This window comes from Dactylosporangium sp. CA-152071, from assembly GCF_050936335.1.
Taxonomy (GTDB): domain Bacteria; phylum Actinomycetota; class Actinomycetes; order Mycobacteriales; family Micromonosporaceae; genus Dactylosporangium; species Dactylosporangium maewongense.
On record NZ_JBNJMZ010000002.1, the window covers coordinates 1,172,244 to 1,193,838 of the forward strand.

The 21,595-nt window shown below is 69.1% G+C and carries 18 protein-coding genes and 1 pseudogene; 4 read left to right on the forward strand and 15 right to left on the reverse strand.

The annotated features are described in order from the left end of the window. Positions 1 to 13: 13 nt before the first annotated feature. From ACQEVZ_RS45525 to ACQEVZ_RS45540, 4 genes are all read right to left on the reverse strand, one after another. Positions 14 to 1,654: a fucose isomerase gene (locus ACQEVZ_RS45525; protein WP_433379915.1), complete on the reverse strand. Its 1,641-nt coding sequence runs from the start codon at positions 1,652 to 1,654 to the stop codon at positions 14 to 16. Continuing rightward, the gene (locus tag ACQEVZ_RS45530) at positions 1,651 to 4,140 is read right to left on the reverse strand and encodes a GH116 family glycosyl-hydrolase (RefSeq protein WP_433379918.1); all 2,490 of its coding nucleotides are present in this window, start codon (positions 4,138 to 4,140) and stop codon (positions 1,651 to 1,653) included. The genes ACQEVZ_RS45525 and ACQEVZ_RS45530 overlap by 4 nt, the downstream gene beginning before the upstream one ends. Before the next feature lie 2 nt (positions 4,141 to 4,142). Then, entirely contained in the window at positions 4,143 to 5,660 is a 1,518-nt protein-coding gene (locus ACQEVZ_RS45535) for an FGGY-family carbohydrate kinase (protein ID WP_433379921.1), read from the reverse strand. Between the two features lie 70 nt (positions 5,661 to 5,730). After that, positions 5,731 to 6,702, reverse strand: a complete 972-nt coding sequence (locus tag ACQEVZ_RS45540) for a LacI family DNA-binding transcriptional regulator (RefSeq protein WP_433379924.1) — start codon at positions 6,700 to 6,702, stop codon at positions 5,731 to 5,733. A gap of 243 nt (positions 6,703 to 6,945) precedes the next feature. Here ACQEVZ_RS45540 and ACQEVZ_RS45545 point away from each other — a divergent pair, with 243 nt between their 5' ends. Further along, entirely contained in the window at positions 6,946 to 8,043 is a 1,098-nt protein-coding gene (locus ACQEVZ_RS45545; protein ID WP_433379927.1) for a glycoside hydrolase family 172 protein, read from the forward strand. Between the two features lie 101 nt (positions 8,044 to 8,144). Beyond that, positions 8,145 to 9,713, forward strand: coding sequence for a DUF4185 domain-containing protein (locus ACQEVZ_RS45550; RefSeq protein WP_433379930.1), 1,569 nt, complete (start codon positions 8,145 to 8,147; stop codon positions 9,711 to 9,713). A gap of 217 nt (positions 9,714 to 9,930) precedes the next feature. Here the strand turns inward: ACQEVZ_RS45550 and ACQEVZ_RS45555 are convergent, their stop codons facing one another. The 9 genes and pseudogenes from ACQEVZ_RS45555 to ACQEVZ_RS45595 form a co-directional block, all read right to left on the reverse strand. Next, positions 9,931 to 11,373, reverse strand: a complete 1,443-nt coding sequence (locus ACQEVZ_RS45555; protein WP_433379933.1) for a mannitol dehydrogenase family protein — start codon at positions 11,371 to 11,373, stop codon at positions 9,931 to 9,933. Further along, on the reverse strand, positions 11,370 to 12,191 hold the full coding sequence (locus ACQEVZ_RS45560) for a carbohydrate ABC transporter permease (protein WP_433379936.1): 822 nt from the start codon (positions 12,189 to 12,191) through the stop codon (positions 11,370 to 11,372). Before ACQEVZ_RS45560 ends, ACQEVZ_RS45555 begins: the two co-directional genes overlap by 4 nt. A gap of 10 nt (positions 12,192 to 12,201) precedes the next feature. Beyond that, positions 12,202 to 13,164 (reverse strand): carbohydrate ABC transporter permease, encoded by a 963-nt coding sequence (locus ACQEVZ_RS45565; protein ID WP_433386085.1) that lies wholly within the window; start codon positions 13,162 to 13,164, stop codon positions 12,202 to 12,204. An 82-nt stretch (positions 13,165 to 13,246) separates the two neighbouring features. Then, positions 13,247 to 14,578, reverse strand: coding sequence for an ABC transporter substrate-binding protein (locus ACQEVZ_RS45570; RefSeq protein WP_433379939.1), 1,332 nt, complete (start codon positions 14,576 to 14,578; stop codon positions 13,247 to 13,249). A gap of 43 nt (positions 14,579 to 14,621) precedes the next feature. After that, entirely contained in the window at positions 14,622 to 15,713 is a 1,092-nt protein-coding gene (locus ACQEVZ_RS45575) for a DUF4185 domain-containing protein (RefSeq protein ID WP_433379941.1), read from the reverse strand. A 363-nt stretch (positions 15,714 to 16,076) separates the two neighbouring features. Next, a complete protein-coding gene (locus ACQEVZ_RS45580) occupies positions 16,077 to 16,739 on the reverse strand; it encodes a TetR/AcrR family transcriptional regulator C-terminal domain-containing protein (protein ID WP_433379944.1) in 663 nt (220 codons plus the stop codon). 121 nt (positions 16,740 to 16,860) lie between these two features. Beyond that, positions 16,861 to 17,013 (reverse strand): annotated as a pseudogene (locus tag ACQEVZ_RS45585) (peptidoglycan DD-metalloendopeptidase family protein); the annotation flags it as partial. A gap of 336 nt (positions 17,014 to 17,349) precedes the next feature. Then, the gene (locus tag ACQEVZ_RS45590) at positions 17,350 to 17,685 is read right to left on the reverse strand and encodes a hypothetical protein (protein WP_433379947.1); all 336 of its coding nucleotides are present in this window, start codon (positions 17,683 to 17,685) and stop codon (positions 17,350 to 17,352) included. Beyond that, the gene (locus tag ACQEVZ_RS45595; protein ID WP_433379950.1) at positions 17,682 to 17,822 is read right to left on the reverse strand and encodes a hypothetical protein; all 141 of its coding nucleotides are present in this window, start codon (positions 17,820 to 17,822) and stop codon (positions 17,682 to 17,684) included. The genes ACQEVZ_RS45590 and ACQEVZ_RS45595 overlap by 4 nt, the downstream gene beginning before the upstream one ends. A gap of 282 nt (positions 17,823 to 18,104) precedes the next feature. Here ACQEVZ_RS45595 and ACQEVZ_RS45600 point away from each other — a divergent pair, with 282 nt between their 5' ends. Beyond that, positions 18,105 to 19,103, forward strand: coding sequence for an alpha/beta hydrolase (locus tag ACQEVZ_RS45600; RefSeq protein ID WP_433379953.1), 999 nt, complete (start codon positions 18,105 to 18,107; stop codon positions 19,101 to 19,103). A 208-nt stretch (positions 19,104 to 19,311) separates the two neighbouring features. Here ACQEVZ_RS45600 and ACQEVZ_RS45605 read toward each other — a convergent pair whose 3' ends face one another. Continuing rightward, complete coding sequence (locus ACQEVZ_RS45605; RefSeq protein WP_433379956.1) at positions 19,312 to 20,271, reverse strand: EamA family transporter; 960 nt, start codon at positions 20,269 to 20,271, stop codon at positions 19,312 to 19,314. Positions 20,272 to 20,349: 78 nt separating this feature from the next. On the opposite strand from ACQEVZ_RS45605, the gene ACQEVZ_RS45610 reads away from it, so the two are divergent. Then, positions 20,350 to 20,904: a CGNR zinc finger domain-containing protein gene (locus ACQEVZ_RS45610; protein ID WP_433379959.1), complete on the forward strand. Its 555-nt coding sequence runs from the start codon at positions 20,350 to 20,352 to the stop codon at positions 20,902 to 20,904. A gap of 143 nt (positions 20,905 to 21,047) precedes the next feature. Here ACQEVZ_RS45610 and ACQEVZ_RS45615 read toward each other — a convergent pair whose 3' ends face one another. Further along, a complete protein-coding gene (locus ACQEVZ_RS45615) occupies positions 21,048 to 21,473 on the reverse strand; it encodes a hypothetical protein (RefSeq protein WP_433379962.1) in 426 nt (141 codons plus the stop codon). Positions 21,474 to 21,595: the final 122 nt, after the last annotated feature.

A 21,595-nucleotide genomic window follows, 5' to 3' on the forward strand; every position in this document is an offset into this window, starting at 1 on the left:
ACCCCGCCAGTGGTCAGATCTTGACGTCACCGCACAGGTGCACGATCACGCCCAGCTCGTCGAAGAGTGCCGCTTTCGCCAGCAGCGCACGGTCGGCCGCGTCAGCATCCGGGCAGTAAGCGACCTGTACATGATTGGCCTTGTGCCGAGCCATCAGCTGGTCGCGGCCAATGCCGTGCAGGACGGCATGCATGATCGGCCACTGCCGGTCGGTGGCGTCCAGGCGCCGCTGCGTCTCGTCCGCGGGCAGGCCACGTACCGTGCTCCGGCCGATGTCGACGTGCAGGTCGCCGTCCATGATGAACACCCGTGACCACACGACCTCGCCCGGCTTCGACACCCCGCTCAGCGTGCCGCCACCGAGGGGGAAGAACATCGGTGGCTGCCGCATGCTGTAGCTCTTGTCGTAGCCGCCGTTGTGCGACGCCGGCACCGAGCCCGAGATCTCGAACACCCAGACGAACTCGCCCTCGTACTCCTCGCCCCACCGGATGTCGTGCAGCGTCGTCGCCGGGTCGAAGCCCATCGCGTTCCACAGCCGGTTCGTGACGAGGGCGTCGACGGCCACGCCCTCGTCGACCTCGTTGAAGTGCGGCAGCGGCGCCCCCGCGTACAGTTCGCGACTGCCGTCGCGGCTGCGCACCGGCGGCCGGTCGACGTTGTTGAGCAGACCCTCGGCCAGGTCGCTGGCTGGCACCACGTCCTTGAGCCCTTGCTGGTACTGGATGCCGACCGCGTCGAGCCCGTAGTCGTCGCTGATCCGCACCGCCGCGATGTACATCTTGAACTGGCTGGTCACCTGCGCCTCGGTCAGCTCGGTCGCCTCGTCGGTGCCGAAGTGGAACGTGAAGCCACGCGCATCGAGCCACTCCTTGACCGCCGCGGCCTCCTCGTCGCTAACCCGGGCCATCTCTGCGACCAGGGCGCTCTGCGACAGCCGTTCCTTGAAGATGCCGAGGGGGTTGAGCAGCTCGTCGTCGAAGATGGCGTTGTACATGCCCATGCAGCCTTCGTCGAACACACCGATGATGGCCTTCTCGTCCTGCAGCTGCCGGGCGAGGGCGGCGCCGAGCAGCACCTCGGGCCGGTGCTCGTCCAGCGGCGGCAGATCGCGCACGTGCGACAGGTCGTGCGTGACGGTGCCGGTGTCCAGCCACTCCTGGAGCCCGCTGACCGCCCACTCGTCGGTGAAGTCCTCGCTCCACAGCGCCGAGTGCAGGACGTCGGCCTTGGTGAGGCTGGCGGTCAGGTTGAGCAGACCGACGAGGCCCGGGAACGCACCCGACCAGTTCGCCACCACCAGGATCGGACCCCGGTGGGTCCGAAGCCCGGCCAGGACGTGGTGGCTGTACTGCCACACCGCCTCGGCGACGATCAGCGGCGCGTCCGACGGAATGTTCTTGAACACCTCGATGCCGAGGCGCTGGCTGTCGATGAACCCGTGCCCCTTCGCCTCGTCGAACGGGTGGGTGCGCACGGCCCGCCAGCCAAGCCGTGCCAGCGCCGCGGTGACATCGGCCTCGAACTGCTGCTGGGTGGGCCAGCAGCGGAGGTTGGCACTCGGCCGGAGGTCGCCGCTGGCCACCAGGTACACCGTCGCCGGTTCGGTGTCCGGCCGCCGCAGGGGTACGGGCAGCGTGTAGGGACTTGTCATTGTTCCTCCGGGGGTATCGGGTGTGCTGGTAGGTCGAGCGCGCCGCCCGCCTCGAGGCTGACGCCGGTGGCCTGCAGGCGACCGAGCGTCGCGTGCTCGATGACGAGCCTGGTCAGGTCGAGCGAGCCGCCGTGCAGCACCATCCGCGCGCCGGCTGGGGTGAGGTGGACCTCGCCCCAGCCGGTGCCGGTGGTGAAGATGCTCCTGAGCGTCGGCGTGTCCAGGCGCGGGCGGATGGTCAGGGTGGCGGCCGGCGCGTCGTAGTCGACGCCGCTGAGGGCGAGCAGCGGCGCCCAGCTGGCGAGCGAGCGGGCGTAGTGGTTGCCGCACTCGACCTCGTTCCACGGGTTGCGCCGCCGGCCGTCGTGCCGGTCGCGGACCGCCCGGACGACGGACAGCCCGTCCTCGACCAGGCCTTCGTAGATGAGGTGGCTGGCGACCTGGTATTCGATGCCGGTCCACACCTCGTCGGAGTAGACGAACGGGATGCGCGGGCGTCCGCCGTGCGGCCATGAGCACAGCAGCAGTCCGGCCTCGTCGTCGAGGGCGTAGGTGCGCTGCACGCTGTAGTGCTTCGTCAGGTCGCTACGGAAGTTGTACCGGTGGACTGCCGCGATCGCCGACCGGGCGTGCTCGGCGGGCAGTACGTGCCCGAGCCCGACGACATGCGCCAGCTGCTGCCCGAACACCTGGTCGCTGAGGCAGCCCCGCCCGTACTGGTACCGGTGCTCGTCGACGTCGTCGATGCGCTGCTCGTAGTATTCGCCGTTGAACAGCAGCGCGTCCATGCGTTCGGCGCAGCGGTGCGCGGCGTCGCGGAACCGGGTGGCGGTGTCCGTGTCGCCGAGGTGCTGCGCCATCCGGGCTGCCGCGTGCAGCGCCGCGGCGAACAGCGAGTTGGACAGCGAGTTCGGGCCGAAGAATTCGATGTCGTACGTGTTGTGCTGCTTGCTGTCCAGTACACCGTCACCGTCGGAGTCCCAGGCACCGAACGCGAAGTCCAGAGCCCGCCGCGCGCCGGGAAACACCTCCTTGAGGAAGTCGTCGTCACCGCTGAAGCGCCACTCGCGGTACAGCCGGATCACCGCGCCGAGCTGGCCGTCGGCAGCGGCGTGGAAGTCCCATGGTTCGTTGCCGAACACGCTGTTGGCCCGGAAGTTCATCCGGCCGTCGTCACGGGTCTCGTGCAGGAACTCGGTGCGCCGGGCGCTGCGCTCCAGCTCCGGGAAGAGGAACGCCGCCGTCTGCGCGTAGTTCCACACGTGCGTGCAGGTGCCCTCGCAGCTGCCGGAGTGCTCGAAGCTGCCCTCCCAGGCGGCGAAGACTCCGCCCTCGAGCCGGAAGCAGGTGGTGCTGCGCAGCACGGTGAGGTTGGCGGCGGCCGCGTCGACGACCTCGGGCGGCAGGGTGCTGTGGAACAGCGCGGCATGAAACGCCCGGGTGCCGGCCTCGAGGATCGGCAGATCGTCGGCGAGGCGCTCCGCGACGTGCCAGGCGTCGGTGAACCGGGTCGCGTAGTGGTTGCGGACGACCTCGCCGGCCCGGGTGTCGTCGAGCCGGATGTTGCCCTGCCAGGCACGCGGCCGGTTCGGGAAGTGCCAGGTGAGCAGGAACTCGAAGTCGCGGGTGGCGTGCCCGGCGAGCTGGGCCGGGATGCCGAGGGAGCCGACCCGCAGCCGGGTGAACCAGTCCGGGTGCGGTGGCGGGTCGAGGCTGAACTCGGTCTCCGGGTCGAGGCGACCGTCGTCGCGCAGGTCGTCCCAGAAGACCTGGACGCCGTCCTGCCAGAAGCCACTCAGCCACTGCGGTTTGGCGGTGGTGTCGGTGTCGGTGGTGGTGAGTGCAACGCTGCCGAAGCGCAGATGGTCCGCGCCGAGGTCGGTGCCGAAGAGGATTCCCCGCAGACGCCCGTCGTCACGCCAGGTGTTGCCCGGTTGGCCGGTGTACTCGGGGAAGTGGAACACGTTGCGCCCGACGACGCCCACGGGGTTGGCGAGAGATCCGACGACGGTCACGTCGACAGGGGTGTCAGACGGGTTGGTCACCGTGTACCGCAGCACCGCGCACGGCATGCCGGACGCGTCCGCGTCCAGTGGCACGAGCGGCGTGAACGCAGTCAGGGACACCTCGACGCCGAGGTCGTCGTCGTCGAAGTCCACCCGCAGCAGCGGGTACTGCCCCTGCATCCGGCTGCCGCGCAGGCGGGGCAGGCCGGCCAGCCGACCGGCGTCGTAACCCTGGTCGCCGTCGTGCGGCGCGGGCAGGCGGGACTCCAGGATCCGGGTGACCGGTTCGGCGCCGGCCCGGGCGGTGCGGATGGCGAAGCCCGTGAACGGCAGCCGGGCGCCCTTGTCCGGCGCGTTGCACAGCTCCCAGTCGCGCAGTTCACCGCGGGCGCCGATGGAGACATTGCCGGTGCCGATGCCGCCCAGCGGGAACGCCGCCGCGGCTGCTGTACCGTCCAGGATCCGGTGACCGGTGGCCATGCTCATGACTGTCCTCGTTGCTCGTCCTGGGCGAGTGCGTGCGCGATCGTCGAGGTTGCCGGGTAGAGCTCGAGGTACTGTCGGTAGCGCCGGTCGTAGGCCTCGGTCGCCCGCGGGTCGGGCTTGAGCCGCTCGACGATCGGGTTCCAGCGTTCGATGTCTGCCGTCTCGCTGGGTCCTGTCACGGCGCCGGCGGCAAGGTACGCCGCGCCGTAGCTCGCGCCGATGGTCTTCTCCGGCACCAGCTGCCGGCGGCCGGTGACGTCGGAGACGATCTGCGGCCAGAGCCCGCCGCGGGTGCCGCCGCCGACGGCGACGATCCGGTCGATGCGTGCACCGGCGTGCTCGAACGCCTCGATGTTGTGCCGCACGCCGAACGCGGTGGCTTCCAGCGCCGCCCGGTACAGGTCGCCGCGGGTGTGCGCGGTGGTCAGTCCGGCGATCACGCCGCGAGCGTCCGGGTCGGCGATCGGGGTGCGCTCACCGGCGAAGTACGGCAGCATCAGCAGGCCGCGTGCGCCGACGCCGGACTCGTGCGCCTCGGCCAGCAGCTGCGGGTGGCCGGGGGCACCGAAGAGGTCGTGCAGCCAGGAGGTGATCGCGCCGGACGTCGCCATGCCTGCGGCGAGGTTGCGGGTGCCCGGGAACGCGCCGGTGGTGCCCCACAGCACCGGTGAGGTGTTGTGCAGAGCAGTGGTGTGCACGAGGAACATCGTGGTGCCGTACATGAGCATGAGGTCGCCGAGCTGTTGCGCGCCGACGCTGACGGCCTCGGACCAGGCATCGATGGTCCCGGCGATGACCGGGGTTCCTGCCGCCAGGCCGGTCTGTGCCGCGGCGTCCGCGCTGACGGTGCCGATGACGTCGGCCGGCCAGACCAGGGGTGGCAGGGTCAGCGGGCCGGCGAGGGGTGCGGCCCAGCGCTGGTGCCAGTCCTGGCTGGCTGCGTCGTACATCGGGGTGCACTGGCTGGCCGAGTGCTGGTCGAGGTAATAGGCGCCGGTGAGGTTCCACCCGAGCCAGCTGGCCGGCATGAACAGTCGTCGGGCGCGGGCCCAGACATCGGGCTCGTGCTCGGCGAGCCAGGAGAGCTTCGGCCCGACACTCTGTGTCGACAGCGCGGAGCCGGTCTGCGCACGGATCGCGGCGGCACCGCCGAGCTCGTGGGTGAGCCGGGCGATCTGTGCGGTCGCGCGGGTGTCGACGCCGTAGAGGATGCCGGGGCGCAGCAGGGTGCCGGTCTCGTCGGTGAGCACGACGCATGGGCCCATGCCGCTGACCCCGACCGCGACGATGTCCTGGCCTTGCGTCTGGCCTGTCGCGGTCAGCAGCTCCCGAGTGATGGAGACGGCCTCGTCCCACCAGATCGCTGGGTCCATCTCGACGTGTCCGGGCCGCGGGGTGCTGACCTCGTGGGCGCGGGAGACGGTCGCCAGGATGGTGCCGTCGAGTGCGACGAGCACACCTTTGGTACTGGAAGTGCCGACGTCGATGCCGACGATCGTGGCGGTGTTCGACATGGCACCAAGATGTCAGAAATCGATTTCATCGTCAATGCCGAACCACCGCCGTGGTGCCGGACGGACGGCGTCAGAGCTGCGCGAGACGGTTGCGCAGCACGATGGTGCGGGCCGGTTGGTCGTCGCCGTTGATGCGCTCCAGCAGCAGCGTGGCGGCGGTGGTGCCGATCAGCCGGGCGGGCAGGTGCACCACCGTGATGGGGAGCGGTGCGAGTGGCATGAAGGGCAGGTCGCCGAAGATGGCCATGCCGGTCCGTGGGGGGAGGATGCCGTGTTGGGAGAGTACCTGCAGGGCGCCGACGCTCATGAGGTTGTTGGCGACGAACACTGCGTCGGGCGGTTCGGGCAGGTTCAGCAGTTCCGTCATGGCGCGTTCGCCGCCGTCGATGCGGAAGTTGGCGTAGCGCAGCAGCGACTCGTCTGCTGCGAGGCCGGCGGCGGAGAGTGCGGCGGTCCAGCCGTCGGCGCGTTGGGCTGCGGTTTCGACGTCGCGGGGACCGGTGATGCAGGCGATGCGGGTGAAGCCGTTGTCGAGCAGCGCCTTGGTTGCGGCTTTACCGCCGGCGCGGTTGTCGACGGTGACCGCGTCGATGTCGAAGCCGTGTGGGCCGCGGTCGACGGCGACGACCGGCCGGTTGCGTTCGATCAGTCCGCTGACGTCGCTGCGGTCACCGGCGGCGGCCAGGACGACCCCGGCGATGTTGGCACTGACCGCGATGTCGAGGTATCTGGCTTCTTTGTCGTGGTCCTCGTCGGTGTTGCACAGCATCACCGAGTAACCGGCGGCCTGGGCTACATCCTCAACACCACGGGCCATCGAGGTGAAGAACGGGTTCTCGATGTCGGGAATGACGAGTGCGATGACCTCGGAGTGCTGCCGGCGCAGGCCCTGCGCGACGCGGTTGGGCCGGAACGACAGGGCCTCGGCCGCCTCCCGCACGCGCTTTGAGCGCTCCGGTGACACGTTCATGCCGTTCATCACGCGCGACACCGTCGCCGGGGAGACCCCGGCCAGCGCTGCCACCTCGTAGATCGTTGACACGAATTCCCCCATCCACGCCCCTGGCGCGACTGGTCCGGCGATGCTGAGCCAGGCGGGCGCATCGTCGCGCACCGCCCGTGACCCGTTCACATTGACACGCTAGTGACAAGAGCCTACATTGCCGTGAAATCGATTACGCGGCCTCCGTCCCACTTCGTACGAGGGTACGGCATCCCCCGCACGCTGACGATCACGCTGCCCGACCGAGGAGCCGTGAAAACCATGACCGCTTACCCTGCGCCTGTGTCGCGTCTGCGCTCTGTGCGCACCCGCTCGATCAGCCCGGAGAACTTCGACGGGTCGGCGGGCGGCGGCGGCCGCGCCACCGAAGGCACCGGCGCGCCCTGCGCACGCGACCTCGGCCCCGGCTGGAAGATCTCCCCCAGCGTCGACATCGCCCCCGGCGACACATTCACCCTCGCCGAGATCGACGGCCCCGGGAAGATCACCCACATCTGGATCACCACACACACCGACAACTGGCGCACCCTGCTGCTACGCGCCTACTGGGACGGCGCCGACGAACCCGCCGTCGAAGTCCCCTACGGCGACCTCTTCTGCAACGGCTGGGGCCAGTTCGCCCAGGTGAGCTCCGCCATGATCGCGGCCAACCCACATGGCGGGTTCAACTCCTACTGGCCGATGCCGTTCCGCACCAGCGCCCGCTGGACCGTGGAAAACCTGTCTCCGGTACCCGTCCGCATCTACTACCAGATCACCTACGAACTCAACGGCGACCACACCGACGACGGCTACTTCCACGCCCAATGGCGGCGCAGCAACCCCCTGGAATACCTCAAAACCCACACCCTGCTCGACAACATCACCGGCACCGGCCACTACGTCGGCACCTACATCGCCTGGGGCGTCAACAGCAACGGCTGGTGGGGCGAAGGCGAAGTCAAGTTCTACCTCGACGACGACGACGAATACCCCACCATCTGCGGCACCGGCACCGAAGACTACTTCGGCGGCGCCTGGAACTTCGACGTTCCCGGCAACGGCTACACCACCTACTCCACGCCCTACCTCGGCATGCCACAGGTCATCCGCCCCGACGGACTCTACGCCAGCCAGCAACGATTCGGCCTCTACCGCTGGCACATCACCGACCCCATCCACTTCGCCACCCGACTCCGCATCGAAGTCCAAGCCCTCGGCTGGCGCTCCGGCTGGCGATACCTCCCACTCCGCGACGACATCGCCTCCACCTCCCTGTTCTACCTCGACCGCCCCACCACCAACCGACCACCGACCCCGAGCGCCGACGACCTGGAAATCCACCTCGGCACCGCAGCAGTACCCGACCTCGGCGCGACACCACCGAGGCTTCCGGACTGAGCAGCGCCTCCACCGACCGCGGGAGTCGAGCACCTGCCGTGCCGTGTCCGGCAGGGCTACATCCGGTAGCGCTCGATCCCGTGCCGAGTAAGGAGCACGCCGTGCACGCTGGAACCACCCCGCACCAGAACACGACACTGCGAAGAGCCGCCGCCGCCACGGCGGTCCTCGCCCTCACCGCCGCCGGGCTGACCGCCTTCCCGGCACCGGCCCTGGCCACCTCGGCGCACACGCCGTCGAGCCTGGTCGAGAAGCTCACCGGGCCGAACGGGCCCAACGACACCTACGGCCGGTGGAACGTCAAGTCCACCGACCTCGGCATCCTGTGGGACAACGGCGCCGGCCAGACCATGGCCCTGTTCGGCGACACGTTCGGCGACGGCTGGGTCGGGCCCGGCGGGGCCGCGTTCGGCCCCGGCGACCTGAACTGGCGCAGCAACGTGCTGCTGCGCTCCGGCGACACCAACCTGGCCGACGGCATGCACTTCGACACCGCCGTCACCGCCCCCGACGGCCGGGCCCGGGAGATCCTGCCGGGCCTGCACCAGCCGGACAACACCGGCGAGGTCACCAAGATCCCGACGGCGGGCATCGCGGTCGGCACCCGTCAGTACGTGTCCTACATGTCAGTGCACCACTGGGGTCCACCCGGAGCATGGGACACCAACTACGCCCGCATCGCCTACTCCGACGACAACGGCGAGACCTGGGTGAACACAGGCACCCCGAACTGGGACAACCCCTCCTTCAACAGCCACTTCCAGATGCAGGCATTCGCCCGTAACGGCGGCTACGTCTACGTCTACGGGACCCCCAGCGGGCGCGGCGGCAGCGCCTACGTGGCCCGGGTGGCCGAAGCGCAGATGCTCAACCAGGCGGCGTACCAGTACTGGAACGGCAGCACCTGGGTGACCGGCAACGAGGCGGCGGCAACCGCGATCGTGAGCGCGCCGGTGTCGGAGCTGTCGGTGCGCTTCGACAGCTACAGCGGCCGTTGGCTGATGATGTACCTGCAGGCCGAGGACATCATCATGCGCAGCGCGACCAGCCCGCAGGGGCCGTGGAGCGCGGCGCAGGTCGTGGTCAGCTCGGCGGACTACCCGGGCCTGTACGGCGGGTACATGCACCCGTGGAGCTCCGGCGGCACCATCTACTTCACGATGTCGCAGTGGGACCCGTACAACGTCTACCTGATGAAGGTGCAGATCAACACCTCCGCGCAGATCGTCAACCCGAACCTCATGGGTGACCCGAGCTTCGAGCGTGAGGCTCTCAACGGCTCGGGTACCGGAGGGTTCTGGGCCTGCGCCGGCAACTGCGGCTTGGACAACGGGTTCTGGGGATATTCGGGCAGCCACAACGCGTTCGCCCGGTACAACCAGGGCTGGCAGGACATCCATCAGACCGTCGCGGTGACCGCCAACACGAACTACCGTCTGAGCGGCTGGCTCCGCACCTCACCCAACAGCGACAACGGGTACTTCGGCGCCCGCGGCACCAACGGCGCGGTCATCTCCGAGTCGCACTTCACGGCTGTGGGGCCGTGGACGCGGTACACCGTGAACTTCAACAGTGGCAACCGCACCTCGGTCGTGGTGTTCGGCGGCGTCTGGACGGACCACGGCGACATCTGGATCCAGCTCGACGACGTTGGACTCATGAAGGGCTGAAATCGGCAGGCGGTCATGTCCTGCGAGGGCGTGGCCGCCTTGCCCGAGGGTGTGCGACGCCCCAGAGGGCCAGGGACAGGCCGACCTCGAACCAGTCCCGGACCAGCTGACGGCCCTGCGGGCGGGTTCAGACCAGGCCGAGTGGTACGACCTGGTCCGGGATCTTGCACGTGATCAGCCTGCGGCGGCAGCCGCCGCGCACAACACCCATACGCAATCAATAGGTATTGCCGCGGTTCAGGGCGTCGAGCGTCGCGGCGGCGCCCTGGCGGTGCAGTGCGTCCAGCGCCCAGCTGTACTCACGGATGAAGCGTTCGTTGTCGACCAGGTCGCCGAAGAGGTCCGGCTGGCGCAGGAACGCCAGGGGTTCGGCACGCTGCCGGGCCGCGGCCGCCATCACCTGCTCGCGCGCCCGGTCGACGACATCGATGGCGGCGCCTGTCTCATCGACACCCTCGGCGTAGCGGGCCCAGCTGGCCACGATGGCGGCGGCGAGGCGGACCGGGCCGCCGGCGGCGAGCTGGTCGCGCACGACCGGCAGCAGCCACTTCGGGATCCGGTCGGAGGAGTCTGCGCACAGCCGGGCGATCGTGTCACGCACGTGGGCGTTGGCGAAGCGTTCGATGAGGGTGCGTTGGTAGGTGGCGAGGTCGATGCCGGGTACGGGCTGCAGCGTCGGCGCGCCCTCGTCGGCCATGTAGGCGGTGAGCAGCGCGACGATGCGCGGGTCATGCGCGGCCTCGTGCACGTAGGTGTGGCCGAGGAGCCGGCCGAAGTAGCACAGCGCCTGGTGGCTCGCGTTGAGCAGGCGCAGCTTCATCAGCTCATAGGGCTCGACGTCCGCTACGAGGTGGACGCCCGCCGCGTCGAACGGCGGGCGCCCGGCCGGGAAGTGGTCCTCGAGGACCCATTGGAAGAACGGCTCGGCGACGACCGGCCAGGCGTCGGCGCCGCCGAACTCGGCGGCAACCGCGGCGACGTCCTCGGGGGTGGTGCGGGGCGTGATGCGGTCGACCATCGCGTTCGGGAATGCGACCTCCCGGTCGATCCAGTCCCCGAAGTCCGGGTCGGCGATGGCGGCGAACCCGGCGAAGGCCCGCCGGGCGGCGTCGCCGTTGCCTTGGATGTTGTCGCACGACATGACGGTGAACGGGGGCACGCCGCGGGCCCGCCGGCGGGTCAGGGCCTCGGTGACGAAGCCAAAGACGCTGCGCGGCGCGTCGCGGCCGCGCAGGCGGGCCTCGTCGAGCAGGCGGGCGTCCTCCGGCGCGAACTGTCCGGTGACAGCGTCGAGGGCGTAGCCGCCCTCGGTGATGGTCAGCGAGACGATTCTGGTCTGCGGGGCGGCCATCCGCTCGACGACCGCCTCCGGGTCGTCGGGTGCGTGCAGATGCTCGATGATCGAGCCGATCCGGCGGGCGTCCGCGGTGCCGTCGGGATTGCGGGTCACCAGTGTGTAGATGCCGTCCTGAGCGCGCATGACGTCGCGTATCCGCTCGTCGGCGGGGAGGATGCCGACGCCGCAGATCGCCCAGTCACGAGCCAGCCCCTGCTCCAGCAGACGGTCGATGACCATTGCCTGATGCGCGCGGTGGAACCCGCCGACGCCGACGTGGACGATCCCGGCGGTCAGGCCTTCACGATCGTACGGGACCGTCATTTGATGCCCGAGATGCGTACGCCGTTGACGATGAACCGCTGGAAGATCAGCAGCAACGCGATCGTCGGAAGCGAGGCGAGGGTCGAGCCAGCCATCAGCAGCCCCCACTCGGGGCCGCGGTCGGAGCGGAAGTTGCCGAGCAGCTGCATGATCTGGGTCAGGTTCGGGTCGGTGATGGTGAGGATCGGCCACACGTAGGCGTTCCAGTAAGCGAGGTACGCGGCGATGCCCATGACCGCAAACGGCGCGCCCGACTGCGGCAGGAAGATCTTGAGGAAGATCTGCCAGCGGGTGGCGCCGTCGATGCGGGCCGCCTCCTCCAGCGCCACCGGGATGCCGAGGTAGTACTGGCGCAGGAAGAACATCTGCCCGGCGGACGCGACGCCCGGGATGATGAGCACGGCCATCGTGTTGAGCATGCCGAGCTTGCTCACGACCATGAACGACGTCAGCAGGATCGCCATCGCCGGGATGAACATCGGCATGATGCAGTACAGCCACCAGAAGCTCTTGCCGTGGAACTCGAGCCGGGCGAAGGCGTACGCCGCCATGGAATTCACCGCCAGGCTCAGCACAGTGAAGATGACGGCACCGACGAAGGTGACGGCCATCGCGCGGGAGAACTGCGGGTCGGTGGCGATGTCGGCGTAGTTGTCGAAGTTCCACATGTCGGGGAAGAACTGGAACGGTGAGCGCAGGATCTCGGTGCGGCCTTTGAAGCCGGCGATCGCCATCCAGGCCAGCGGGAAGAACACACTGAGCGAGATGAGCGCGATCAGGACGGCCGAGGCGATGCGCTGTGCCGGAGACTTCTTCATCGCTGGCCTTTCACCCGTCGAGGGACTTGTCGGAGTTGATCAGGCGGAAGATGCCCAGCGAGATCAGCCCCAGCACGACGAACAGCAGCAGCGAGGCGGTCAGCGAGAAGCTGGTCGAGTAGGGCGTGCCGTCGCGGAAACTGTTGAAGATGTACAGGTTGGGCGTCATCGTCGCGTCGACTGGGCCACCGCTGGTCATGATCAGCGGCAGCTCGAACAGCTGGATCGCGAGGGTGAAGCCGGTGACCAGCAGATACAGCAGCACGTTCTTCAGCAGGGGGATGGTGATGCGGAAGGTGCGCTGGAAGAAGTTCGCGCCGTCGAGCGCGGCCGCCTCGTAGTAGTTCTGCGGGATGTCGAGCAGGCCGGCAAGCAGGATGAGCGTGGTGACGCCGAAGCTGAGCCACAGGCCGGGCAGGGCGACGGCCGGCAGCGCGAGGTCGGGGTCCTGCAGCCACGACACCGGGCCGATGCTGAGGAAGCTGATCAGCCAGTTGGCGATGCCGTCGTCCTGGTAGATGAAGGTGAACAGCACCGAGGCCACCACCGTCGATACCACCGCGGGCAGGTAGACGGTCGTCTTCATGAACGCGGCGGCCTTGCCGCTCAGCGTCTTGATGAAGCTCGCCAGCAGCAGCCCGAGGACCAGGCCGGCCGGCACGGTGATGACGGCGTAGTAGAGCCCGACGCCCAGTGCCGTGTAGAACCGCGGGCTGGTGAGCACGTACTTGTAGAAGTCGATGCCGACGAATTCCGACGGCTTGTAGAAATTGATTTTGAAAGTGCTGAGGTAGAACGAGTAGCACAGCGGCCAGACCACGAAGATGCCGAGCAGGATGACCATCGGCGCGATCATCAGATACGCGGTGAGGTTGTCCCGTCCGCGCGCGGAGCGCAGCCGGGTGCGGCGGCGCCGGTGCGCGGCCGCTCCTTCTGGTGCCGGCGCCACCTGCGCGATGTTCGCCGGGCTCATTGTCGACACGGGCGATTCCCCTTGACGGCGGGGCGTCCTGGGAGCGCGGGATACGTGCGCTCCCAGGACGCGGGTGGCTGGGCTAGCTGATGGGTTGGGTGCCCTTGAGCTGCTGCTTCTCGATCACGTCGTTGATCGCCTTCTCGGCCGTCTTCAGCGACGTCGGGATGTCGGCGCTGCCCTTCATCGCGGACTCGATGGCGGTGCCGAATGCGAGCGCAATGTCCCACGGGTAGGCGGGCTCCTGCTTGCCGTACTTGACGACCTGCTCCGAGATGATCTTGATGAACGGGTCTGCCGTGGCCTCACTCTTACCGGCCAGGGCCGTGTCCACCGAGGTGCGGACGGTGTACTTGGAGAAACCACCGACACCGAAGAAGTCGGCCATGATGGCGGGGTCCCCGGCGACCAGGTACTTCACGAAGTCCGCGGCCTGCTGCTTCGCCTTCGACTTGCCGTCCACCGTGAGCGTCCAGCCGCCGAGGGTGGCAGTCGGCTTGGTCGCGTCGCCGTCGATCGTCGGGAACGCCGCGACCGCCGTCTTCGCGATCATGTCCGGGAACTCCTTCTTGAGCTGCCCGATCACCCACGACCCGCCGGCCATCATCGCAACCTCACCCTGCCCGTACGGCGAGCCGTCGGCGTAGCCGACCTTCGGCTGCTTCGGCATGAAGCCGCCCTGGTAGAGCGCCTTGTAGAACTCGAGCAGCTTGACGAAGCACGGCTCGGTCGCGGTGGACCTGGACCAGTCGTCCGCGATCGGCAGGTGGCCACACGCGTTGTACTGCAGGCCCCAGCTGGACCAGCCGAGGTCCGGCGCGGCGGAGGCGATCGTCATGCCCTTGACGTTGCCGGCGGTCAGCTTGCCGGCCCAGGTGATGAGGTCGGCCCAGGTCTTCGGCGGGCTGGCGGGGTCGAGGCCGGCGGCCTTGACCAGGTCGGTGCGGTAGTACAGCACCGTGGAGGGCTCGACCAGCATCGGATACGCGTAGTGCTTGCCCTTGATCGTCACGAAGCTCTTGACGTTGGCCTTGATGTCGGTGAACGCGTCGGCTGGCAGCAGCCCGTCGAGATCGGCGTACTGGCCCTGCGCGACACCGGCGGCGATGTTGCCGTAGCTGGTCGTCGCGACGTCCGGCGCCTTGCCGGCGGCCTGCGCGGCCTTGAGCTTCTGCTGCCAGGTGTCCGACGGCACGACCTGGTAGTCGATCTTCACCTTGGTCTGCGAGGCGTTGTACTGGTCGACGTACTTCTTGAACCAGGCCTGCTGATAGTCCTCGAACTTCTGCTGCCAGAACGTCACGACGGTCTTGCCGTTGCCCGCGTCGTCGCCGCTGTCGCTGCTACAGCCGGCGAGCGCGCTCGCGGCGAGCACCACGGCGGTCACGGCTGCCGTTATCGTCAAACGAGTCACGTGCCACTCCTTGTACGTTGCGCGATTCGGGGTGTTGCGCGAATCAGGAATGTGGAGGCTGTTTCCGATCGGATCGCACCAGGTCAGCCCGGTACCAGAACACGTTGTAGGGGTCCCAGACCGACAGGGCGAAGTAGATGGTGCGGCCGCCGTCGGTCGTGTAATGCGATGCCATGTACGGCGCATAGAGCCCTGGGACCTCCTCAGCGGAGACCAGGGTGATGGCGTCGCCCCATGGGCCCCACGGCGTGGCGCTCTCGCGGAGCACCGCGCCCTTGCCACCGCCGTGGGTGTAGGACATCAGCCACCTGGACAGGTACGGATTCCAGGTCACTGACAGTTCGCCGACCGTGTCGTCAACGACGAGCCGGGCGGCGGCCGGGTCGGCGGCCCACTGCGGTGCGCCGTCGGCGTCGACGCCGGTGAAGTAGCGGTACGCGTCCTGCCGCTCGACGTCCCGCTCGCGGACCTTCATCAGGCTGACCCCGCCGAACCTGCCGTGCGGCACGGTCCAGAAGTAGATCTCGTCGTGCACCTGCACGGTGCTGACCTGGATGAAGTTGCTGTCGCCCGGCCACTTCGGCGCGTCCAGCTTGGCCCACGTCTGGCCGCGGTCCGTCGACTTGGCGAAGCCCGCGTAGTTGGTCTCCCACTCCCCCGGCTCGCCCCAGTGCCGCACGGACATGTACGCCAGATACATAGCGCCGTTGGCCGTGAAGCCGTAGGTCGGGATGGTGGTCATCTCAACCCCGTCGACCTTTTTGGAGTCGATGAGCTCCTTGGCCCAGCCGATGTCGTCGACGATGTAGCCGTCGAGCTTCAGTCCGTCGGTCGGGTCGCGGTCCGTGGTGTACCCCAGGGTGTTGGACCGCCACTCCGTCCCGCCACCCCCGGTGAGACCCGGCTCGCGCCGGCCGAAGGTGTCACCGAAGACCAGCCAGGTCCTGCCGTGTGCCTGAAACATCGACCCGAGATCCTGGCCCGCGATCTCGAACCGGTCCGTGCGGTTGGGCGAGTCCGGCCCGGTGATCTGCCCGACCCGCCGCACGTTCACGACGCCACCGAGGACCAGTGGCGGGTTGCCGGTCGGGATCATCGGCTCGGTCTCCTTGGTGCAGCCCGCCAGGACGAGCAAGAACGCGCACGTAGCGATGCGCCTGCGACCACGGTGCCGAACCGCCCGCATCTCCACGCCTCCTTGCCCGGATCAGGTTTCGTAGCAGTAAACTCTCGGAAATCGGTTTCGTCAAGAAACCGATTTGACCAGTCCTCAATACCGCGCCGACCTGGCCCTTTATGCTTGAAACCGATTGCATCTCGGCGCCAAGTTTTCGTTGGCTGTCGGATCGTTTCGCCCGTTTCCCAGCTGGCGATCAGGTGTGGACGGCCGCGAATTCCGAGGTCAGCGCCGATTGCCGGAGCAGCGGGCCGGGCGGCGGCGGGCTCTGTTGCAAATCGATTACGCCCCCCGCCGCACGGGCCGTCGTCGCCGTGCGCATCAGGGCTGGTCGCTCGGGGTGACGGTGATGGGCCTGCCGGGCGGAAACTGGTTGACGAGGCCGGTCGCCGCGGCGGTGAGCATGAAGACGAAGTAGTCCTCCTGGGTGTGCTCCGGGATGGCCGCCGACGCCTGCCGTAGCACCCGCGAGCCGGCGAGCTCGGCGAGGGCAGCCTTGGTGGCCTCGAGATCCCGCAGGCCGATCGCGCGCTCCTGCTCGGCAACGACGGCGCCGAGGGAGAGGGTGGCGATCGCGCCGCTGAACGCGGTGGCGGTCGCGGGATCGTATCCGCGCCGGCCCAGCGCCGCGATCTGCTGTTCCAGCAGCCGGGTGCCGGACGGCCCGCGTGGGAACATGCGCAGGAAGTACTGCGCCGATCCCGGGTGCCGCAGCGCGAATCGGCGCAGCTGCACGGCGAAGCCGACCAGATGGGCGACCGCCGGGTCGTCGCGATTGTCGCTGATCTCGAGGCGGTCCAGGATCGCTTCACCGACGAGCCCTTCGAGGGCCGAGCGGCCGGCCACGTGCCGGTAGACGGCCGCGGCACTGACGCCCAGGGTGTCGGCGACCCCTTGCACAGTCAGGGCGGGCAGGCCGATGTCCACGCCTGCCCGGATCACGTCCTGCAGGGTGAAGGTCGCGACTCGTCCACCAGTCTTCACCTGGGCACCCTTCTAAGTGAGGGGCCAAAACTTAGAGGACGGGCACGCTCCCACGCAAGCGACCTCCGGTGCCCGGCCGTGGCGGGCGGACCGGAGGTCGCAGACGTTCGGACGATTGGTGTCAGGGTGCGAGGTTGCCGCCCCAGTTGTCGGCGTGCAGGCTGCCGTCACCGTCGTCGATATGGTGGTGTGCGAGCGATCCGTTGCCCATCCGGTAGAACACGTGATGCTGGCCGGGGGTCGACAGGCCCACCGGATCGCTGGTCGATCTCCCAGCCGACGAGCATGGTGTTGCCGTCGCCGGCGGGGATCGGTCCGCTGCCGCGGCTGGCGCCGGCATGGTTGGCCCGGCCCCCGGAGATGACGTGGAAGACGCCGAAGTAGTCCACGACCGCGTGACAGAGGGGCCCCTGCAGGTCGGATCGCCCGTAGATGCAGGTGTCCAGTGCCGGGTGCGGGTTGTCGGCGCTGGAATGTGCGGCAGTGTGGTGCCACAGCACGCCGATCGGGTCGAAGCTGCCGTAGACCGCGCGGTTGCGCCAGTCGCCGTGCTCAACGACCTGGACGCCGGCGGCGCGCAGGACGTCGGCGAGCCACGGGATCGTTGCCATCATGCGGGTCCGAACAGGTCCGCGGCGCACTCGACGACGCGGCGCTCGGGTGCGGCGGCCGTGGCGGCGGTGGCCTGCCCGGCGATCAGCGCCGCCGCGGCGGCGACCAGCGGCATGCGGATGAGGAGTCGTCGGGTGAGGTTGCTCATCGGTGTGCTCCTTTCCGGGGTGCCCCAGCCGAAGCTCGGACGTTGCTGGAAGCCGTCGAGCGCGTCCTTGTCGCCGCACGGCAGGTCGTTCATGTGGGACTCGATCCAGCCGGCCTCGAAGCCAGCGAGCATGACGCTTTCGGAGACGCCGCGGTTGAGGCCGACCTGGTAGACGACGCGGATCACGGCGGGATCGTGGTTTGGCGGATGGATGGGCAGGCGGCGCGGGCCGGTGCGGTGGTGACGGCGGCGAGCGCGGTGGCGGTCGGCAGCATGGCTCCGAGCGCTGCGGCTGTTCGATGGCGGGTGTCCCTGATGCGCACGGCAACTCCTTGCGAGATGCGGCGGTCCGGAGCCGGGCGTTTGGCGGTCACCCGGCTCAACGGAAGGGCAATCGATTGCATGGAGCATGCGCGGGACCCTGCGGGTTGTCAATGGCATGTTGCTGCCACCTACTTTGGAATCCTGTCAATCCCTTGCCTTGACAGGAGATTGACGGGCTTCTAGCTTGCAGGCGAGGGCGAAATCGATTTCTTCTCCGGAGCCGCTGCATGCGTCCCTCCGGTACATCAACGCGCCTCCGTAGCGACCAGCATTGGAGTGTCATGGACAGCAATCTCGGATCCCGTCCCACCATCACGCGGCGGCGGCTGCTCACCGGGGCTGCCGGCGCCGCGGCGGCCGGCGCGTTCGCCGGGGCCCTGGCCGGACCGGGCGCCGCAAACGCCGCGGGCGACGGCCACGGTCTGCGCATCGTCGACCGGAACGAGAACGGCGGGCGGCTGCAGTATTACCGCTTCGCCACCGACGCGATCGAATGGGACCCCGCGGTCAACATCCTGCTGCCGGACGGCTACCACACCAGCGGCAAGCGGTACCCGGTCCTGTACCTGCTGCACGGCGGTGGCGGCCCCGACTTCCGCACCTTCCACATGCAGGACAACATCGTCAACCTGACCGCCGGCCGCGAGGTCGTCGTGGTGATGCCCGACGCCTCGACCGGCTGGTACAGCAACCCTGTCAGCACCATGTCCGGCCCCCGCAACTGGGAGACGTTCCACATCGGACAGTTGCTGCCGTGGGTCGAGCAGAACTTCCGCACGTTCGCCGAGTACGACGGGCGGGCCGTCGCCGGCTTCTCCATGGGCGGCTTCGGCGCGCTGAAGTACGCCGCGAAGTACTACGGGCACTTCTGCTCGGTGAGCTCGCACTCCGGCCCGGCCAGCATCCGCCGCGACGCGGGCCTCATCGTCCACTGGGCCAACGCCACATCCGCGGCGCTGGATCTCGGCGGCGGCACCGTCTACGGCGCCCCGCTCTGGGACGAGGCCCGGGTCAGCGCCGACAACCCGATGGAGCGGATCCCCAGCTACTACAACAAGCGCGTCTTCCTGGCCGCCGGCACCTCCCCCAACCCGGTCGACGCGTTCGACATCGTGCACGAGACCCAGGTCCTCGCCGGCCAGCGCGAGTTCCGCGCCGCGCTCGGCAACGCCGGCATCCCCCACGAGTGGCACGAGGTCCCGGGCGGCCACTACTTCCGGCACGAACTGTTCACCCAGGACCTCAACGGCATGCTCGCCCGGCTCCGCCGCGCGGGCTGACCGCCTGCCGTGCCTCCGTGCTCCGGTGTCGCGTTCCCTGGTGCCCGCCACGGAACGCGACATCGTCGCCCACCACGAGCTGCTGCGAGCCGACCTGACCAGGTGGAAGAAGCTCAGCCGCGCGATGGACCTGGAGCAGGACGGACGCGGCCGTGGGGCTCGGCTCAGGATCGGGGTCGGCACCGCGTCGGCATGCCGGCGTCGTCGCTCAGGCCACGGGCACCGGGTCGGTCGGTTTTGCCGACGGCGTCCGCGGCTCGGGGGTGCGGAACTCGTCGATGCGGACCAGCACGACGCCGCCGATGATGAGCAGGCCGCCGACCAGCTGGATCATGCTGGGCAACTCGCCCAGGACCGCCCAGGCGATGAGGACGGCGAACATGACTTCGGTCAGCCCGACGAATGAGGACAGTCGGGCGCCGAGGATGCGGGCCGCGCCGATGCCGGCGACGTAGGACACGACGGCCGCCACGATCGACAGCCCGGCGAGGGGTACCAGCCAGCTGACCTTGTGGTCGGCGAAGGTCACCGGGCCGAACGCGGCGTGCAGGGGCATCGCTCCGGCGGCACCGAGCGCGAGGAGTGCGAGCGCACCGGCTGCCATGCCGCCGCTGGCGAGCGCGACCGAGGGCAGTTCGTTGTCGGTGCGCGCGGAAAGGACGAAGTAGCCGGCGAGGCCGACGGCGGCGCCCAGGCCCCACAGGACACCGACCGGGTCGAGGTCGGCGTTGCCGGTGAGGTCGAGGACGAAGACGAGCCCGAGCACGGCGGTGACGGCGCCGGCGACGGTGAGCCGGCGGGGACGCTGCCCGTGCGCGGCCCACATCCAGCCGACGACGAGGATGATCCCGAGGTACTCCAGCAGCAGCGCCACCCCGATCGGCAGGTACTGCACGGCGTTGAAGAAGCAGGCCTGGGCGGCGCCGACGGCGAGGATGCCGAACAGGCCGAGCGTGCTGAGGTTGCGGCGCAGCACGTGCCAGCGGCCGCGCAGCGCGAGCACGGCCGGGACGGCCAGGATGAGGGCGGCGACCCCGACGCGGGCGGCGACGGCGGCCCCGGCCGACCAGCCGGCGTCGATGAGCGACCGGGCGAACGTGCCGGACGTCGCGAACGTGACGGCGGACAACAGGGCCAGTCCCAGCCCGGCGGTGTGTCGGCGCTGCATGACGCCTCCCCTCGGTCGATGTCATGATCTATAGCGGCTACACTCATGACACTAGGTACACGGGCGACAGGGGTCAAGATGGTTTTCGCTCATGACACCGAGATCGCGCTCATCGCTGCCGCCGCACTGATCAACACCGACGGCAGCGACGGCGAGCTGCTGGGTGACGTCGCCGCGCTCGACGCGTTCTTCGCCGAGCAGGGCTGGACCGGCCGGCACGAGCGCACCGACGCCGAACTGGCGGACGTCAGGGCGTTGCGGCCGCGGCTGCGCGAGCTCTGGCATGCCGAGGAGGACCGCGTCGTCGGCATCGTCAACCAGCTGCTCCGTGCGGCGCAGGCGTTGCCGCAGCTGGTCAAGCACGACGGGTATGCGTACCACCTGCACGCCACGCCGTCCGACGCGCCGCTGGCCGACCGCATGGCCGTCGAGGCCGCGATGGCCTTTGTCGACGTGGTCCGCAGCAACGAGCTGAGCCGGCTGCGCGTGTGCGCCTACCCGGGCTGCGGCGATGTCTTCGTCGACCTGTCCAAGAACCGCTCGAAACGCTTCTGCGACAACAGCTGTGGGAACAAGGCGGCGGTCGGCGCGTACCGGGCCCGCAAGGCCGCCGCCGGCGGTGCCGACGGCTGACCTCACGTGACCGCCCGGTCCGGTCGCCATCCGTGGACCGCGGTCGACGGAGCCCGGTAGAACGTCGCGGCATCGACCGCGTGGAGCGGGATCCAACCCGGCCCGACCGCCGGAGCCGGTGTCCGGGACGTGCGTGGGCGCCGTCAGGCGTCGTTCAGCGCGCTCAACGCCTGGCGGTACTCCTGAAGCTCCGCCTCGAGCCGGTCCCGCTGGAACCGGGCGGGGTCGGCGGCGTAGAACTCCCGGCCCGGATCGGAGCTGAACGCGGCCTCGGGCACGGCGTCGGCGGACGGCGGCAGGAACTTGAGCACCTCTTCGACGGCGGCGACCGCGTCGGCGGCGGCCTCCCGCGCACCGGCCCGGTCCCGCTGCGACGCGTCGGGCCGTACCACCGCAAACCCCGCCGCCCGTTCACCCATCGTCAGGAACTCGGCGGGGTCGATGATCCGGGACGGCTCGGGGCCGCCGTAGGCGGGCGGCGGCACGAAGTCGGGCCCGAGCTGGAACGCGAACCGGCGCGGCGACCGGCACGACGGGCACTCTCCCTCGTACACCGAGGAGTCGTCCATCCCACGGGCGTGACTCGACCACAGAAAGTCCGACTCGCCGCACCGCTCACACGGGTGCAGCGCCATGTACAGGTGACACTCTGCCACCGAACGCGCGACCAGCATCGTCGCCTCCGTTTCGC

Excerpts from the sequence above, each read along its gene's own strand:
- ACQEVZ_RS45535 (WP_433379921.1), bottom strand. The coding sequence starts at position 5,660 with ATGTCGAACACCGCCACGATCGTCGGCATCGACGTCGGCACTTCCAGT.
- ACQEVZ_RS45525 (WP_433379915.1), bottom strand. The coding sequence starts at position 1,654 with ATGACAAGTCCCTACACGCTGCCCGTACCCCTGCGGCGGCCGGACACC.
- ACQEVZ_RS45560 (WP_433379936.1), bottom strand. The coding sequence starts at position 12,191 with ATGAAGAAGTCTCCGGCACAGCGCATCGCCTCGGCCGTCCTGATCGCG.
- ACQEVZ_RS45600 (WP_433379953.1), top strand. The coding sequence starts at position 18,105 with ATGGACAGCAATCTCGGATCCCGTCCCACCATCACGCGGCGGCGGCTG.
- ACQEVZ_RS45615 (WP_433379962.1), bottom strand. The coding sequence starts at position 21,473 with ATGGACGACTCCTCGGTGTACGAGGGAGAGTGCCCGTCGTGCCGGTCG.
- ACQEVZ_RS45555 (WP_433379933.1), bottom strand. The coding sequence starts at position 11,373 with ATGACGGTCCCGTACGATCGTGAAGGCCTGACCGCCGGGATCGTCCAC.
- ACQEVZ_RS45610 (WP_433379959.1), top strand. The coding sequence starts at position 20,350 with ATGGTTTTCGCTCATGACACCGAGATCGCGCTCATCGCTGCCGCCGCA.
- ACQEVZ_RS45605 (WP_433379956.1), bottom strand. The coding sequence starts at position 20,271 with ATGCAGCGCCGACACACCGCCGGGCTGGGACTGGCCCTGTTGTCCGCC.
- ACQEVZ_RS45565 (WP_433386085.1), bottom strand. The coding sequence starts at position 13,164 with ATGAGCCCGGCGAACATCGCGCAGGTGGCGCCGGCACCAGAAGGAGCG.
- ACQEVZ_RS45530 (WP_433379918.1), bottom strand. The coding sequence starts at position 4,140 with ATGGCCACCGGTCACCGGATCCTGGACGGTACAGCAGCCGCGGCGGCG.